Source organism: Paradesulfitobacterium aromaticivorans (assembly GCF_054657415.1).
In genome coordinates, this window is the sequence record NZ_BAAHYT010000010.1 from 514,136 (window position 1) to 531,850 (window position 17,715).

General features: G+C 46.0%; 13 protein-coding genes and 1 pseudogene. 2 read left to right on the forward strand and 12 right to left on the reverse strand.

Annotated features, from left to right (window positions below):
- Positions 1–291: 291 nt before the first annotated feature.
- The gene (locus tag ACYQ2N_RS07935) at positions 292–1,497 is read right to left on the reverse strand and encodes an argininosuccinate synthase (RefSeq protein ID WP_459998652.1); all 1,206 of its coding nucleotides are present in this window, start codon (positions 1,495–1,497) and stop codon (positions 292–294) included.
- A 63-nt stretch (positions 1,498–1,560) separates the two neighbouring features.
- Entirely contained in the window at positions 1,561–2,505 is a 945-nt protein-coding gene (gene argF / locus ACYQ2N_RS07940) for an ornithine carbamoyltransferase (protein WP_459998653.1), read from the reverse strand.
- 340 nt (positions 2,506–2,845) lie between these two features.
- Between argF and ACYQ2N_RS07945 the strand changes: the two genes are divergently transcribed.
- The gene (locus ACYQ2N_RS07945) at positions 2,846–4,039 is read left to right on the forward strand and encodes an MFS transporter (RefSeq protein ID WP_459998655.1); all 1,194 of its coding nucleotides are present in this window, start codon (positions 2,846–2,848) and stop codon (positions 4,037–4,039) included.
- Here ACYQ2N_RS07945 and ACYQ2N_RS07950 read toward each other — a convergent pair.
- Both ACYQ2N_RS07950 and ACYQ2N_RS07955 read right to left on the reverse strand, forming a co-directional pair.
- Positions 3,999–4,832 carry a DUF2889 domain-containing protein gene (locus ACYQ2N_RS07950; RefSeq protein WP_459998657.1) on the reverse strand — a complete coding sequence of 278 codons (834 nt, stop codon included), beginning with the start codon at positions 4,830–4,832 and terminating at the stop codon, positions 3,999–4,001. The genes ACYQ2N_RS07945 and ACYQ2N_RS07950 overlap by 41 nt on opposite strands.
- 105 nt (positions 4,833–4,937) lie before the next feature.
- Positions 4,938–5,606: a protein-L-isoaspartate(D-aspartate) O-methyltransferase gene (locus ACYQ2N_RS07955; protein WP_459998658.1), complete on the reverse strand. Its 669-nt coding sequence runs from the start codon at positions 5,604–5,606 to the stop codon at positions 4,938–4,940.
- Positions 5,607–5,830: 224 nt separating this feature from the next.
- Here ACYQ2N_RS07955 and ACYQ2N_RS07960 point away from each other — a divergent pair.
- Positions 5,831–5,965: pseudogene (locus ACYQ2N_RS07960) on the forward strand (DinB/UmuC family translesion DNA polymerase); the annotation flags it as partial.
- A 40-nt stretch (positions 5,966–6,005) separates the two neighbouring features.
- On the opposite strand, the gene ACYQ2N_RS07965 reads toward ACYQ2N_RS07960, so the two are convergent.
- The 8 genes from ACYQ2N_RS07965 to ACYQ2N_RS08000 all read right to left on the reverse strand — a co-directional run bounded on the left by ACYQ2N_RS07965 (position 6,006) and on the right by ACYQ2N_RS08000 (position 17,639).
- Positions 6,006–7,685, reverse strand: coding sequence for a methyl-accepting chemotaxis protein (locus ACYQ2N_RS07965; protein ID WP_459998660.1), 1,680 nt, complete (start codon positions 7,683–7,685; stop codon positions 6,006–6,008).
- A 496-nt stretch (positions 7,686–8,181) separates the two neighbouring features.
- Positions 8,182–9,360, reverse strand: coding sequence for an acetyl-CoA C-acetyltransferase (locus ACYQ2N_RS07970; RefSeq protein ID WP_459998662.1), 1,179 nt, complete (start codon positions 9,358–9,360; stop codon positions 8,182–8,184).
- A gap of 147 nt (positions 9,361–9,507) precedes the next feature.
- Complete coding sequence (locus ACYQ2N_RS07975; protein WP_459998663.1) at positions 9,508–10,221, reverse strand: ABC transporter ATP-binding protein; 714 nt, start codon at positions 10,219–10,221, stop codon at positions 9,508–9,510.
- Entirely contained in the window at positions 10,214–12,019 is a 1,806-nt protein-coding gene (locus ACYQ2N_RS07980; protein ID WP_459998664.1) for a branched-chain amino acid ABC transporter ATP-binding protein/permease, read from the reverse strand. The genes ACYQ2N_RS07975 and ACYQ2N_RS07980 overlap by 8 nt, the downstream gene beginning before the upstream one ends.
- A gap of 13 nt (positions 12,020–12,032) precedes the next feature.
- Positions 12,033–12,908, reverse strand: a complete 876-nt coding sequence (locus ACYQ2N_RS07985) for a branched-chain amino acid ABC transporter permease (protein ID WP_459998665.1) — start codon at positions 12,906–12,908, stop codon at positions 12,033–12,035.
- Positions 12,909–12,979: 71 nt separating this feature from the next.
- Positions 12,980–14,116, reverse strand: a complete 1,137-nt coding sequence (locus ACYQ2N_RS07990) for an ABC transporter substrate-binding protein (protein ID WP_459998667.1) — start codon at positions 14,114–14,116, stop codon at positions 12,980–12,982.
- Positions 14,117–14,760: 644 nt separating this feature from the next.
- Positions 14,761–16,788 (reverse strand): sigma-54-dependent Fis family transcriptional regulator, encoded by a 2,028-nt coding sequence (locus ACYQ2N_RS07995; protein WP_459998668.1) that lies wholly within the window; start codon positions 16,786–16,788, stop codon positions 14,761–14,763.
- A gap of 167 nt (positions 16,789–16,955) precedes the next feature.
- Positions 16,956–17,639: a GntR family transcriptional regulator gene (locus tag ACYQ2N_RS08000; RefSeq protein ID WP_459998669.1), complete on the reverse strand. Its 684-nt coding sequence runs from the start codon at positions 17,637–17,639 to the stop codon at positions 16,956–16,958.
- Positions 17,640–17,715 lie beyond the last annotated feature (76 nt).

Genomic DNA, 17,715 nt, shown 5'->3' on the forward strand with positions numbered 1-17,715 from the left:
TAAGAAAATCATCCCTCCTTCTGCCCTTCCAAAATCTCATAATGAGATTCAATGAAGCACTTTATTTCACAAAGCGATAACATATGGGGATTTTCTAAGGATTAACATGGTTTGTCTCGTTTTAAGACACCTGTTTTATATTGACATGAATTTTAGAGACTCTGTCTAATATTGACATGCAGCGAAGACTCTGACAACAAGTACATATTTCCAGTCAAAAACAGTAATTAAGCCTCGCACCGTTTAGATGCGAGGCTTAATTCTAGGGCCACCGAGCGCAGTCCTGACTTATTAACGAAGTCCGGATTTCTTCTCCATGAGTGCTCTAACTTTGAGAGGAAGCCCAAACAAGTTGATGAAACCTTCCGCGTCTTTCTGATTATAGACGCCATCCCGTCCGAATGTGACAAATTCCTGATTATACAGAGAATACGGGGACTCTACTCCGACCGAAGTACAATTGCCTTTATAAAGCTTGATGCGGACCGTCCCACTCACATTTTGCTGAGTGACGTCAACAAAAGCGTCTAACGCCTGCCGCAACGGAGAATACCAAACGCCGTCATACACAAGCTCCGCATATTTTAAGGCGATTTGCTCTTTGTAATGGAGAGTCTGCCGGTCAAGCGTCAAGTGTTCCAGGGCCTGGTGAGCGGTATAGAGGATAGTGCCGCCGGGAGTCTCGTAGACCCCACGCGATTTCATGCCAACTAAGCGGTTTTCCACCATGTCCACAATTCCGACGCCGTTTTTCCCGCCTAGTTCGTTCAGCTTCTCGATCAGGGCAACCGGGGATAATTTTTCGCCGTCAAGAGCAACGGGAATGCCTTTGTCAAAGGCAAGCTCAATATAAGTGGGGGTATCAGGTGCATTTTCCGGGGCGACACCCAGCAGATAAATGTCTTTCTGAGGTTCATTCCACGGGTCTTCCAAGTCGCCGCCCTCATGACTTAAATGCCATAAATTGCGATCCATGCTGTAGGGGCGTGCTTTCGTAACCGGAACGGGAATCCCTCTGGCCTGGGCATAATCGATGGCGTCTTCCCGTGACTTGATATCCCACACGCGCCAGGGAGCAATAATCTCCAAATCCGGATTAAGCGCTTTCACCGTTAATTCAAAACGCACTTGGTCGTTCCCTTTCCCGGTTGCCCCGTGGGCAATCGCCACCGCTCCTTCCTGGTCCGCGATTTCCACTAACCGCTTGGCGATCAAGGGACGGGCAAACGAGGTTCCCAGCAAATACTGTCCTTCATAAACTGCTCCCGCTTTGAGCGTGGGATAGATGAAGTCGGTGATAAACTCTTCTTTCAAATCTTCAATAAAAATCTTACTGGCTCCGCTTTTAATCGCCTTTTCGTTAAGGGGTTCAAGCTCTTCGCCCTGGCCCAAATCTGCAGCCATCGCGATGACTTCATACCCGTAAGTCTCTTTCAGCCAGGGAATAATGATGGAGGTGTCCAACCCTCCGGAATACGCTAACACAACCTTTTTCATATCTTGCTCTCCTCCCGACTCGTGATCTTTGTCGATAATACTTCTTTTATAACATAACCGAATTTACATTACCAGCGCCATAATGGCCTTGTGAGCATGAAGACGGTTTTCGGCCTCGTCAAAGACTACGGACTGCGGGCCTTCAAATACCTGATGCGTAATCTCTTCCCCATGGTGAGCAGGCAGGCAGTGCAGCACAATGACATCCTTTGCGGCCACTTTTAACAGCTCCGTGTTGATCTGGTAGGAAGAGAAAGCCTGTTTCCGGATTTCAGCTTGCTGTTCTTGGCCCATACTGGCCCACACATCGGTATACAGGACATCCGCGCCCTCTGCAGCCGCTCGCAGGTCAGATATTACTTCTACTTTGCCACCGTTGGCCTTCGCGTCTTCCTGCGCCAATGCGATAATTTCCGGATTGGGCCGGTAGGCATCGGGACTGGCAATGACCACGTGCATTCCCATTTTGGCTCCGCCAAACATCAGAGAATGAGACATATTGTTTCCATCCCCGATGTAAGCTAATTTAAGACCCGCCAGTTCACCCTTATGCTCCTGGATGGTCAAAAGGTCTGCCAGCACTTGCGTTGGATGAAGCAGGTCGGTCAGACCGTTAATCACCGGAACCGTGGCATATTCCGCCAGGTCCAGCACTTCCTGATGGCTGAAGGTCCGGATCATAATGCCGTCAACCATGCGCGACAGCACCCGGGCTGTATCGGCGATGCTCTCCCCGCGCCCCAATTGAATATCCCGACTGCTTAGAAAAAGAGCTTGCCCCCCGAGCTGATACATCCCAACCTCAAACGCAACCCTGGTCCGGGTGGAAGATTTGGTAAACATCATGGCTAAGGTTTTCCCTTGCAGGTGCGGATGCGGAATGCCTTCTTTACGCTCCCGCTTCAAATCTGCAGCAACCTTTAGCATATAAGCAATCTCTTCTTGCGAAAAATCGTGCAAAGAGATAAAATCCCTGCCTTTGAATTTTTCTGTATTTAGTTGTGTCATCTCTTATCACCATTCTCTCTCTTCTCGATGTGTATGATTATACTATTTAATGTATAAAAATTCAATAGAAAATGTTCTGGCAGTTTGTGCTAGAAAGCGAGAAGTCAAGGAAATATATTTGCAATATCTGTGCCATGTCAAGTACGTTAAAGAGATAGGCCTGCCTAGTTTTTGTTTAGAAATCACATGGAATCGGGAATCATGGGAATCAGGAATCATAGGGACCGTTCTCATGATTCAGAGCATTAATTTTTAGAAATGAATATGCAGGAGATTAAATTTAACTGCCGAATAAAATACCTCAGGAACTTTTTAGAATCTTCAGAAGGCAGGGAACATATTGAGCATTCTCACCAAGCAGTCTGTGCGAGGTACTGTAGCCGAGCCACTGTGGACCAAGAACTTTTTTCTCGTGCTCCTTTCCAATTTTGCAACCTATATCGGTTTTTACCTGTTGCTCCCGACTCTCCCTATTTACATAAAAGAAATGAGCGGCAAAGAAAGCTTAACCGGGCTGGCCATGGGAGTATTTCTGATTTCCGCGGTCCTGATCCGGCCTTTTGCCGGACGAGCGCTTGACAAACACGGCCGCCGCGGCATTTATTTAACAGGATTGGCGGTTTTTACGGTGTGTTCTCTGGCTTTTAACTGGGTCCACGGATTAGCTGTCTTTCTTCTTTTCCGGTTTATCCAAGGTTTTGGCTGGGGCTACTGCAATACCGCAGCCGGGACGGTCGCCGCCGATGTGATCCCAAAAAGCAGGTTAGGGGAAGGAATGGGCTATTTCGGACTGGCCATGAGTGTGGCGATGGGAATTGCACCCGCTATTTCCCTGTTTATCATTGAGAAATACACTTTTAATGTGCTTTTCTCCGTCTCGGCCTTAGCCGTTGCGGTTTCCTTGCTGGCAGCCGTTTTAATTAGGTACAGAAAAGCAAATCTCAATCCTGGTACCGTCAACGCGGTGCTCATAGAAAAGCGTGCCCTTCGTCCCTCTCTGGTCGCTTTCTTCATCACTTTGGTTTATTCCTCTGTCTTATCTTTCCTGGCTCTTTACGGAGAGCAAAGGGGAATCAGCGGAATCGGAATCTTTTTTACGGTTTATGCCATTACGATTACCCTCAGCCGGCCAATGCTTGGGCGTATCGCCGACCAACATGGTTTTGATCTCGTGATCATTCCCGGGCTGGTCATCGTAACCCTGACTATGATTCTTTTCTATCTCTCTCAAACCTTAACGATGTTTATCTTGGCCGGGATTGTCTTCGGAATCGGGTTCGGCGCTGTCCAGCCAAGCCTGCAGGCCCTGTCCGTGCTCAATGTCCCGCCGGAGCGGCGCGGCGCAGCAGTCGGCACCTACTTCACAGCATTCGATATCGGAGTGGGCCTTGGTTCCGTGGTATGGGGAATAGTGGCTGATGCAGCGGGTTACAGTATGATGTATCTATTGAATGTCATCCCGGCGGTACTGGCTCTGGCATTCTACCTGGCATTCAGCCGCCAATCCCAGGTCGTACCAAAGAAACAGCCTTAGCCGCATCCACAGCCATGAAGCCAAGGTGAGTGCAGCCCTCCCCGCCCCCGGTCGCTTTTAATATATCTTTTTCTTTAGCGCCGGCTAAAGACGCTCCCTCCATGTCCTGCAAATTTGATACAGCCTGTTTGCATATTCGATCCGGGCAGCGCAGGATTGTCCCTTCTATCTCAGTTACTTGAAAATCTTCCCCACGACAGCTCAGATTTAAAATCATCTCGTGAAAAGAGTCATTAAAATTCACAGTGATTTGCCATCTCTCAGGCTGAGTTTGATAAACTGCTGTGTTTCTAAAGCGCGTAAACAAAGAATCTGTTCTCTCTTTCGGCTCAATGTGTTCCATGAACCGAGTGTTGACCAAGTCTAAGTTGCTGTAATACTTGCAAGACCCCTGGAAATTCTGATTCCAATAATCATCATAGGCTTCAGGGGTTGGGAAACCTCTGTCTTTATAAAGATAAGCTTCGGCCTGGATCACCGCCATGATGTTCTCCAGTACCAGCTCAACCAGCACCTGATCCCCTTTTAGGGCTTCTTTGACCTGCCTGCCCGACCCAAAGTAGGCTTGGATTCCTTGCAAGTTAGGCTTAATAATTCGTGGTTTAATTAAATGTTCCCCCTGTTGGCGGTAACATTCGATCTCTCCGCCCAAAATAACGAGATCACCGACCCCCACCCTGAGCCCAACCCGATATTCACTCTGAGTATCTAAGTAGGTCGTAACCACCAAAAGCTCACGCGTATTTACACGCGTGACGGAATGGTTCCAGAAACGCTGGTAAACCAGTTTCATCTTCTTACTCCTCCCACTCATCTGGATTGTCTGAGGCTGGCATTCAGCAAAATTATAACTCTTTTTCTTGAAGTCCGGCACTAATTTCAGCCTGAGCGGTAGGTTTCAGCTTCTTAACGGCCAACCTTCTTCTCCGATCAAGGGCACAAAACGGACCAAGCCCAAGCTTTCCTCCTGGTAATCGTGTTCTCCGTTCCGGCGCACTCTGACGAGTTCCTGCATTTTTTCATTCCCCACAGGTATGACCGGACGGCCCCCGACCTTTAGCTGCTCCTTAAGGGAGGCCGGTAGTTCCGGCCCGCCGGCGGTAACCAGGATTGCCTCAAAGGGAGCCGCCTCCGGCAAGCCTTTGGTTCCGTCCCCTAGGCGAACCTCGATATTCACATAGTTCAAGCGCGCAAAGCGTTCCCCGGCCTGAGTGGCCAGCACTTCATGGCGTTCAATGGTATACACTCTGGCTGCCAGCCGGGAGAGCACAGCCGCAGAATACCCTGAGCCCGTGCCGATCTCAAGCACCCTGTCTCCGGATTTTAACTCTAAGGCCTGGGCCATCAGCGCCACCACATAGGGCTGGCTAATAGTCTGCCCGGCCTCAATGCGCAAAGCCTCATCATCATAGGCATAATCGGCCATGTCCTTGGGCACAAAGAAATGGCGCGGCACTGCCTGCATTCCCGCAAGAACCGCTTCATCCGTGATGCCTTCCCGCTTAAGTCCTTCAACCATCCATCGCCGTTCTTCAGCCCGCTCTATCATCGGATCTTCAGCTTTCATCCTAATCTCTCCATTAAGGGTCTAAACCCACAGCCAACGGGCCCACCTGAACTTAACAAGTTGGACCATTTCGCCAGCGCAACCACCTGCCGCTTATCGCTTCGAATCAAAGGCTAGCCAACGGCTGGCTCACCTTAGGATATGCCCCGGACGCTTAAAGTATTATGCTTAAAGTATTTATAAGCATTATCCAATACCAAAGTATCGTTACTGTTGTAATGTTGATGGCTTGCCTTCCCTTCGACTTAGAAGACAAGAAAAGTGCACAGCTTGTGCTTCTATCCCTGGCCGAAACGGTAGGCGCTCGTCTGCGGCAAGCCGGTATGCAGGGAAGGTTGGTTTCAATAAGCCGCTGCACCAATGAATTTTATGACTATAGGACTTTTTTTTGCTTGCTATTTACACCTCGAATTTGGCAACGGCCGAAGATAACTCGTCAGCATGACCACTTAGTTGTACCATGGCCTGGCTCACCTTCTCCAGTTCAGCAGACACTCCTGTCGCCGCCGCAGCCACTTCCTGCGCCCCTGCGGCCCCCTGGCTGATCGTCTGAGTGACCCTGTCAATGGCTGCTTCCACGGAATTCACCATTTCGTTAAGTCTAGCCGCCGTACGTGCAAATTCATCCGTGAGGTTTAATATCGTACTGGCATCCTGCCCATACTGATTTCCAGTTTCTACAAGTTTATTATAGTCGGGAGCGACAACTTCGTTAATAAAGCGCAAACTGTTTGCTGCACCCATGGACAAATCTTCTTGGGCCTTGATAACTCTGCCAACCAACTCCTCTATCTCTTTCACAGTCTGGGAGGATTGTTCGGCCAACTTGCGCACTTCCTCGGCCACAACGGCAAAACCCCTGCCGTTTTCTCCCGCCCGAGCGGCCTCAATGGCAGCATTCAAAGCCAATAAATTCGTCTGGTCGGCAATAGCGGAGATTCCCTGAGTGAGGGCGGCGATCCTTTGCACAACTTTGGATTCCTCAATGGCCTTTTCCAAGGCCTCTTTTTCCTTTTCATAGATGCTGGTGGCCCTTGTTTGGGCTTCTTCAGCCTGCCCTTTAAGCTCCTTAGCTCGTTTTTCAATATCCTTGGCAACAAAGTTTCCATTGGTGGCGTTGTCCTCCAGTGCGCGAAGGGAGTATTTTAACTCATCACTGGAAGAAGCAATTTGTGCAGCCGCCACTGAAATTTCCTGGAATCCGCTCGATACTTGTTCGGTAGAGGCAGCGATCTCCTCCGAGCTGCTGGCCACATTGGCCACTGCTTCGGCCGAGTTTGTAGCCGCCTGGTTGACATCCTTGGTTATATCTATCGCCTTTGTGACCATTTCCCTGAGATTATAAGCTGCCTTCCCGAGATTAGCGACAAGCTCTCCAATCTCGTCTTTCCCGGCCTGAACTTCAACGACGAGGTTCCCTTGAGCCAGTGCTTCCGCCACCGTTTGACCTTTGGCAATGGAACTCTTGACTGAGCGGATCATCAAGACCAACACTATAATGGATATTATTACTGCCGCCACTAACATGACCAAGGCAAAAATGACAATCCTGTTCACCAAGGCTCGGACGTGGGCTGCCTCACTTTGCAGCATACTATCTTGGTAGGTCGCGAAATCGTTGATCGCCTTCACAGCCTCTGCATTGAGGGATGCGACAGCATTGGACATATATTGGACTGCCACCGCCTGCCCCTGAGTTTTGTAGAGGTCAAGCTGTATCTGTTGCTCAGGGGCATACTTGTCAACTTCGGTTTTAACGGAGTCTAACTTAACCCTCTCATCGGGCCTGACTGTGGTTAGCAGAAACTGTAAATCGGCGTCGCCTTTCTGCTTAGCGTCTTGGTAAGTCCGGATAAATTTTTCTTCACCTGTGGCTAGATACCCGCGGACACTCTCTCCCTGCGAAACAAATTGGAGGGCTAGGTCCTGAGCAGCGGTTTGCATGGGAACTCGGTAACTTGCCATGGCTTGCACAACTCCGCCCATGCTATTAACCATATAGTAGACAACGCCCACTATAATTGCCATAAGCAAAATAAGTATTGTGCAACTAGAAATAAGTTTTGTCGACAGTTTCACAATCCATTCCCCCTTAACTCTAAGTAATGGGCTGCTGAACAGTGAATAAATCCATCTAAAATTCTAATCCAGCCGCCCCCAAAATACACTCTGAAAATTTCGAGCAAAAGAATCCGGAGTCTGTCTTCCCACGGTGGGCCACTTAGCCTTATATGATGTTTCTTACAGAACTAAAGGTTTTCTCGATTGCGATAGATCTTGTCAGCCATCACCGCTTCAGGCTAAAAACCGTATTTTTGGTAGTAGTTTGTTAAAAGAAAAAATGCTATTTCCATGTACTATGATACCGAAAAACCGGTTAAACCCAGTATTTATGCGGTTTTTGCTGTTATTCAGCAGCCCCTGTTTAGAAAAAAATCTCCCGGCAGGCCAGGAGTTATTGCCATTTCTAGCCCATGATGCTAAACAGGGTCTAAATATGGCCCAAGGACAAACACCCGAAGGCGTTGTCCTTGTCACGATTACTAAAGGGCATATACTAGCAGCGCCAGTTTGCTTATCTTTCGACAACCATCGAAATTCCCTGTCCGCCACCGATACAAAGGGTTGCTAATCCCCGTTTAACCTCCCTGCGCTTCATATCATATAGCAAAGTTACAAGAATGCGTGCTCCTGAAGCACCGATGGGGTGGCCTAGGGCGATCGCTCCACCGTGAACATTAGTTTTATTCAAATCGAGGTTGAGTTCCTTGATAACTTCCAATGCCTGGGAAGCAAAAGCTTCATTAGCTTCTACGAGATCTATGTCTTCAATTTTTAATCCGGCCTTGGCCAAGGCCTTACGGCTGGCCGGAATCGGCCCTGTCCCCATGATGGCAGGGTCAACACCTGCCGAGGCCCAGGAAATAATCGTCGCAAGGGGAGTTAACCCCAGCTCTTGTGCCTTGTCACTGGACATCACCACCACGGCCGCTGCCCCGTCGTTAATCCCGGAGGCATTGCCCGCCGTCACAGTCCCATCTTTTTTAAAAGCTGGTCGCAATTTAGCCAGAGCCTCAGAAGTGCTGCCAAACCGTGGAAACTCATCCTGGCTGAAAATAACGGGGTCGCCTTTACGCTGAGGAATAGTTACCGGCACAATCTCATCCATGAACTTTCCCGCTTTTATGGCAGCTTCTGCCCTGTTTTGGCTTCTGACAGCCAATTCATCCTGTTCTTGACGTGAAATCGTAAACCTTTCCGCAATGTTTTCAGCTGTAATCCCCATGTGGACATTGCTGAAAGCATCGGTTAAACCGTCATTAACCATGGTATCTATCAGCATATCGTTTCCCATTCGGTAACCGGTACGTGCTTTAGTCAAGGCATAAGCTGCCAGGGACATGCTTTCCATCCCACCCGCGACGATGATATCGGCGTCACCGACCATGATCGCCTGGGCCGCACAAACTACAGCCTTCAAGCCCGAACCGCATACTTTGTTAATTGTCATGGCCGTAGCTTCCTGCGGAATTCCGGCCTTGATCGCAGTTTGGCGGGCCGGGTTCTGACCAAGAGCAGCGGTCAAGGCATTACCCATAATGACTTCGTCTACTTGCTCAGGCTTGATTCCCGCACGCTTAACCGCTTCTTTAACAACTAGTGCTCCTAGTTCGACTGCCGGCACCTGTCCCAAAGCTCCAGATAAGGAGCCTATGGGTGTACGCACGGCACTTACAATAACTGCCTTTCGCATTGTTTCCCTCTTTCTCCTCTTAACACAGTTTATCTTAGTCCCACAAGCTAAAGTGAAATCCGTCTCAACATTCAGCTGAAACCTCGCTTAAAAATTCTTAAAGACCTAGCATTTTTTAGATTGTGAAAGTTGAAACATAGGAGAAAATTAGTGTTCGCCCCCTAAATAGGCCGACTGAACCGCGGGGTTAGCAATTAAATTGGACGAAGTATCACTCAGAACAATCCGTCCGTTTTCTATCACGTATCCCCGAGTTGCGACCCGCAGAGCCATATAGGCATTTTGCTCTACGAGCAGAACCGTTGTTCCTTTTGAATTAATATCCCGTATAATCTTAAACACTTGTTGGATAATAACGGGCGCTAAGCCTAATGAAGGTTCGTCTAGTAACAACAGCTTGGGTTTAGCCATTAAGCCACGACCGATGGCTAACATTTGTTGTTGCCCCCCGGACAAGCTCCAACCCGGCTTGTCCGCGAACCGTTCCAGTTCCGGAAAGACGCTAAAAACATATTCGACATCTTTATTCATTGCTTTCATCGATGAGTTCTTAATTGCACCACCCAAGAACAGATTCTCTTTTACTGTTAAACCAGGAAATATCTTTCTGCCCTCGGGTACGTGCACCAAACCGGACTTTACAATAGCTTCCGGCTTTGTACCATCGATCTTAGTACCTAAGAATTCGATGGTACCCCGATTAGGCTTAAGCAATCCGGATATCGTCCTTAAAGTGGTTGTTTTTCCTGCTCCATTAGCTCCTAATAGAGCTACTATTTCCCCTTTAGAAACTTCTAAGGTAACATCTCGTAAGGCCTGTACTTTACCGTAAGAGGCCTCAATACTATTTACTTTAAGCATTGTCCTCCTCCTTCCCCAAGTACGCCTGGACGACCTTAGGTTCATTTAAGACATTTTCCGTTTCGCCTTCAGCAATTTTTTGGCCGAAATTCAAAACAATTGCCGACGTAGCGAGTTTTTTAACCAGGGACATGTCATGTTCAACCAAAAGCATGGTTAATCCAAACCCGTTTAGTTTTCTTAAAAGAGTAACTAGTTCATCAGTCTCGGAAGGATTTAGCCCAGCCGCAGGCTCATCAAGAAACAGTAACTTTGGTTCGGTAGCAAGCGCCCTAGCAATTTCAACCAGGCGTTGTTGCCCATAAGATAAGTTCTTAGCCACTTGGTTAGCCTTATCCAATAACCCAACAAATTCTAATGCGCTATAGGCTTTAGCCCTAATTCTATTTTCCTCTTCCTTAGCCCGAAAGTTAGGCACAAGTACACTAAATAGCCCCTGCTTTGTTCTACAGCTTTGTCCAACCATTACGTTTTCCAGTACAGTTAAATTGGAAAATAACCTGATATTTTGGAAGGTCCTGGATATGCCATTGGCAGTAATATTTTCAGGCCGTTGGCCACTAATATCCTTGCCTAAGAAGCTTATCTTCCCACTCGTTGGTTCATAAAGTCCGCTGCATAGATTAAGCATAGTAGTTTTACCTGAACCATTAGGACCAATCAAGGCTTTAATTTCACCGGCCCGAACTTGAAAATCTACCGAATCCACAGCCCGTAGACCTCCGAAATGTTTGGCCAAACCTTCAACTGTTAAAACGTTTTCCTTCATCTCTGTCTTTGGCAGGAGTTCATCTATCGCAGCCGGTGCTATTTTTGTTTGCCGTTCAAAAAATCGTTTCAATGGCATAGTTAAACCCCAAAGACCTTGAGGCATAAACAAGACACACAGAATTACCATTAATCCGTAAACGGCTACATAGATATTTTTCAGAAAGCGCAGCCATTCAGGTAAGAAAACGAGGAGCACTGAACCTACCAGTCCTCCAAAGACCGAGTTAGTCCCACCCACCATGGACATTGTCAAAAAGACCACGGATTGCTCAAAGCCGAAATTAGAGGGGCTGATATAATTGGCCCCTGCCGCATAGACAACTCCACCCAATCCAGCTAGTGCGGCAGACAAGATAAAAGCCATTACCTTTATACGATAAGTACGCACACCGGTTACTGCGGCGGCCATTTCATTTTCTCGTATCGCTTCTAAATTACGGCCTAAGCGGGAATGTTTTAGGCGGTAAGCAAACCAAGCCACTATCGCCACCACTACTAGGCAAAAGTAGAAATAGTTAGTATCCTGCCTAAAGTCTATCAACCCAAATAAACTAGGTCGGGGGATTTTGGATATGCCATCAGGACCATGAGTAACGCTGATCCAATTGTTAAATACAAGGGTCGCGATAATCTGAAAACTGATTGTAACCATGGCCAAGTAATGACCGCTCAGCCGTGACGTAGTTAGTCCAATAATCAAGCCAAAGATTACAGGGGTAATCATGCCTGCTATCAAGCTAGGCCAAAAGGGCCAACCCATACGCACCGTTAAAATCGCAAACGTGTAGGCACCTAATCCAAAAAATGCTCCTTGGGCCAAAGAAAGTTGTCCGGTGTATCCAAGCAAAATATTTAAACCGATAACAACAATCGAATAAGACATGGCCAAAAGCACCAAACTCATTGTATATCCCGATACATCTAATAACGGAAAACTGGCAGCCAAAATAAAGACCACAAGTACTACGCTAGTAGAAAGGGAAGGAAATTTGCGCTTAGGCCATTCTGTTTTGAGTTCTGTGTTCATATCTTGATTCCCCCTAAGCCTTTTCGGACACTTTTTCGCCAAAAATTCCTTGTGGCCTGAACAATAAAATCAAAATCAAGAGTATAAAGGCGAAAGCGTCACGGTAAGAAGCTGAAATATAGCCTGCTCCAAGTGCTTCAATAATCCCTAGACCCAGACCGCCGATGATAGCCCCGGAAATACTTCCGAAACCACCAATAATGCAGGCAGCAAAGGCTTTGAGCGAAATCATCACTCCCATTCCGGCAGTCACATAAATAATGGGAGCTACTAATACCCCAGCCACACCTCCGACAATAGAGCTATTAACAAAAGTTATTGCGATCATTAAATTAATTGGAATCCCCAATAACCTTGCTGTTTCCTTGTCCTGAGCGGTGGCTTGCAACTTCTTTCCAAGGAGAGTTTTCTCAAAGAAAAAGTATTGGACAACGACTAAAATTGCCGTAACAGCGATGACCAGCAGATACTGAGGGCCGATTTTTACACCGAGCAAATCTACAACCGTAGCTGTAAAGGGTGTCCCTGCTTGACGCGGTGAGGGACCAAAAATATATAGGGCTAGATTCTGCATAAAGATACTTGCACCAATAGTACTAATAATCACCGGCAAAAAGGATCTGTTCCTTAGAGGGTAATAAACACCGAGTTCAAACAGGATACCCATCACGGCCAAGATAATTACGGCTGCCATAAAAGCCACCCAGAAAGGTACATGCAAATTGAGAGTTAACACCGAGATAGCAAAAGCCCCAGCCATCGCGAAATCTCCCTGGGCAAAGTTTACGACGTTGGCGGCACGGTAAATGATAATCATGCCCAAGGCTACTAAAGCGTAGATGCTTCCTATTGCAGCTCCTGTTGCTAAAAGTTGAACCAATATGTCCAAACCGACTCGCCCCTTCTTGAAGGTGGAGAGGAGTCACCGAATGGTGACTCTCCTCTCCCTCCAGCGTTTAATTAGTTAGCCTTAATTACCTTGACAAAGATTGGATTACCGTTCTTATTCTGGGTTACTGTGTATGCATGCAAGCCATTGCCTTTGACATCAAAGGCGTATTCCCCTTCATTTCCAGTCCAGCCGCTAAATGACTTCAGGCCTTGCTGAACCTTATCAGGCGTATCACCGTTCTTAGCTATAATCTTTGAAAGAATGTGAACAGCATCATAGGCATAAGCAGAATACATATCGGCAACCGCACTGAATTTGGCTTTAAATTGCTCCGCATACTTCTTAGCGACTTCGTTTTGTTCGGGGAAGTAGTCTGTCACGCCATATAGCCCCTCCGCATTGGCTCCGGCCAGTTTTACGGTATTGGCGCTGGCTACTGCAGCTGAACCGATTTTAGCGGCATTAACACCCTGTTCGTGCGCTTGACGCATGATAATTGCCCCATCTTCTGGGTAAGGGCTCAAAATAACCATTACATCCGGACCGTATTGCTTCACATTGAGAATTTGAGCTGTATAATCGCCCGCGTGACTCGCCATTCCGATAGCTTTGGTGTCCACCCCAGGGTAATTCTTGGCTTCCGCCTCTAAGCTCTTTTTCCCATTTGTTCCGAATGCATCGGTGTCGAATAAAATAGCAATTTTCTTGGCCTTAATGTCATTAACAATGAATTGCATCATTACTTTCATTGCAATGCCATCGTCAGGGCGTATGCGGAAGATCCAAGGGTTACCGCTCTCGGTAATTGACGCTTCAGTTCCACCCACTAATACCGGGAGTTTACTTTTCTCCACGTAAGGCAAAATAGCCTGAACTTGAGTACTAAAGACCGGACCGATTACAGCTACTAGGTCTTTTCCCACAACCTTCTGGAAGGCTGCCACCGCACCGGGATTAGTGGACTGGCTGTCCTCGACCACCAGTTCAATCTGACGACCATCTACTCCCCCTGCAGCATTAATTTCCTCTGTTGCCAGTTTTGCACCATTAACTTCCATTTGGCCGGGTAAAGCGCCCGCACCACTTAGACCAGCTACAACACCGATCCGAATAGGCTGTTTACTAGTTTGTGCGCTTTCTGTTGAGCCGCATCCAGCTAGAAATAACAAGAGCAACGATAAACTTACAGCTAATAGTTTTTTCATTCTCCCAACCTCCTTAGAAATCTCGGTTTTCGATAAGCCCTCGTGACCTTCCCTCCCTTTCTATATTTAATTAAGATTTTGGAAACCGTTATTAAAATAACTCACAAAAAAACACACAAAATAACCTGACACTAGAAGCCAAGTAACTGTAAAATCTTATTTTTCAGACGAGGGCAATTCATTATATATGCAAACCCTGTGCCAGCTTGAATTGGTTTGAAATCACTGGATGATAAAGAGATTTTAAGCGTTTATGAATGTAGCATTCCTTGTAGCATTCTGTTGCGCTACAAAGTAATGTAGTGCTCCCCTCTGTCTCTACATATTTTGAGATAAATAACCTACAGGTTTTCTTTTTGTGAAATTATGTTCTTACAGTTTGCAAACGACCTTCTATTCCTCGTCGAACCGTACCTACCCTATATTAAGTCAGACGGCTCTCCGACTCATTCATATTAAGCATTCACAGGTTAGCCTTTAACTAATGATAAACATTCAACAAATTTCTAACTTTTCCTACAGGAAACCGGAATTTTTTCACTCAGCAGATGCACTGCATGAGAAGCAAACCTTGGTTCCGGCGGCTACAAAAATGGCGTGCCGGCGGCGAGGGTACAGTTAGCGTTCTTAAACGCAAATATGGTTTATCCATGAACTCTTGAACTCGGGTCTATCTCATTTTGGGATTTATAACACCCGACAAAACCGTTTTCAGCTTTCTGCAACTCCAATCCTCCCGTATGAATGCCATATTTATTTAGCTTACGATAAATTGTCGTTCGGGCAACCCCTAATTTTTTCGCCACCTTAGTAATATTACCATTATACTCGTCCAATAAATTAGACAGCGACTCCTTGTCACTATTGATTAAAATAACCTTGTCAAATGTGTCTCTGGTCTTCGTAAGTTCGGCCGGAATCAAGTCGAGCGTAATTACATTATTCGGAGCGATATTAATAGCCCGTTCAAGCACATTTTGTAATTCGCGAACATTTCCGGGCCAGGAATATTCCAAGAACAATTCTTCGACATGAGGAGAAAGACGTAATAGAGGTTTATTAAGTTGCCTACACATCTTTTTTATAAAGTGCTCCGCTAAAGCCAATATGTCATCCTTTCTCTCTTTCAGGGGAATCAGCTCTATACTGATTACGTTTAACCGGTAGAAAAGATCTTTACGAAAAGTACCTTTTTTTACTTCTACCGATAAATCCCGATTAGTAGCAGCAATAATGCGTACGTTAATTGGAATCACTTCCTGACCACCGATCCGAGTTAAGGTTTTCTTTTCCAAAACCCTAAGTAAAAGCGTCTGAAGTTCTAGTGGTGTTTCACCAATTTCGTCCAGGAATATCGTTCCTCCATCTGCCAATTCAAATTTCCCTGGGTTACCACCTCGTTTTGCTCCGGTAAACGCTCCATCTGCATACCCGAATAATTCACTCGCCATAAGTTCTCTGGGAATTGCTCCACAATTAAGGGCGATAAAAGGTCCATTTCTCCTGTTGCTTTCATTATGAATTGCTTGTGCTAACACATCTTTGCCTGTACCACTTTCACCCAAAAGCAAGACGTGGGAGTTACTCTTGGCCGCCACTTGACCTAAGTGTACACTAGCTAACAACTTTTTGTTTTGACCAATTAAATCATTAAAAGTAAGTTTAGCCTCGGTTCCATGCATTCTCTGCGCTTGCCGTCCTGATTTCGTTATTTCGTTGATTACGATTAATAACCCTTCGAGAATTTTATCCTGCCCAACCAGCAAACGACTCGTTACACAATAACACTCACATTTTTCTTTAATAAAAAGCTCAACCTCATAGTCTGTAACTTCCTTCATCTCAAGTACTATATGGACTAGAGGACTTGTGTTATCGGCCCAAATTTGTTTAATTTTTTTCCCTATAACATAGCTTTTTTCCCAACACAGTATCTTTGCTGCCACCTCATTTATGTGAGTCAAATAACCATCTAGGCCGAAAATCATGATTCCTTCTGCGATGGATTCAAAGATTACTTTTTTAGAATTCTCCGCGATTGTATAGTTAGCCTGAACTTGACGTAAAAACAACTCATTCTCAATAGCTTTGGCTGCTGCAACAACCATGCCTAGGGTATAGGAATGAACTTTATCATAAGAAGCCCTTGCATCAAGAACTCCGAGAATTTTTCCCTGAGCATCGTGAATGGGGGCAGCTGAACATGTCCATCGGTGAAAACAGCGAGAAAAATGTTCATAACTTAGTACCTGAACGGGGAAATCTTTTTGTAAACTTAGTCCAATTGCATTTGTCCCGACACTCTTTTCTGACCAATTGGCACCAATAATAAAGTTATCACTTTTATGACTATTCTGTGCATCGTCATCACCAATGATTTCCAATAAGTATCCGTCAGCGTCAGCGAAAGCAATGATAAACCCAGAATCTTCTACTAACTGACTCAGGTTTCTCATTACCGGAACACTGACTGAAATCAAGTCTTTATAGACTGACCGCCGTTGCTCAAGTTCATCCTTTGTTAGTATGTCATTTACCTTTTGGGCATAGGGGTTAAGCCCTAATTCCTTGCAAGTTCGCCAAGAGTCTAGAACCAGTGGTCTTACCGAATTGATGTCTGCCTGACCCGTTTGTACAAATTGTTGCCATACGGATCCTTGATCTTCTGTCATCTTGCTTACCTCCTAAATAATTCTTGGATGTTGCACCACTTGTTCCGCTTGAACAAATTTTATTCACGTTCTCATTCCGGAATCGAATAAAACCCCCCATACAGATGATGATGACTTGTGAACGTAATCAAATGGTCTATATATATAATTTGAGCATAAGACTTCTCTCACACACGAAGGAAAAACATATCGTTCAACATATTTAACGTGTCATCAACATGGCGTTCCGCAGCTTTTCCTGCCTCTTGCGGTTGGCCAGCCGAAATAAAGTCAGTGATTAATTTGTGCTGATTTAGAGATGACTGCATTTGACCCGGGATAGCCAGAAGCCGTAAACGGTACATGTAAACTCTTTGGTGTAGACTTTTGACCAATTCCAGCAATTCCACATTCCCGGTTTCCTCCGCAATTTTATAGTGAAATTCTTGATCGAAATAAGCGTAGGCCGGAACATCATTACGTTCAATAATCTTGGCAGACTGCTCTATAAGGTTATTTAATTCAAGTACTAAATCCTCGTTTCCACAAACATTTTCAACAGCCATCTTTTCCAAGGCTGCTCTTATTTGAAATAAGTCGCTAATTTCCTTTTTTGAAAGTACTTTAACAACTGCCCCTTTGCGCGGAATTATTTCAACAAGACCCTCAGAAGCTAAACGCTGCAAAGCGCTTCTTACCGGCGTACGACTGACTTCAAACCTATTCGCTAATTCAGGTTCAAACAGACGTTGTGCCGGTAGTAAACGTTGCTTAATAATATCTTCCCTTAAAATACTGTAGACAACGTAGTCAGATAAATTCGTTGTGTTTTCGGATGCTTGACTATAAGCTTCTTTTAGTAGTTTCTTCATTTCACAATCTCCCATATACATTTCGGTATACTAAACTGTATACATCTCTGTATATTATACTTCGCCACTTATACGA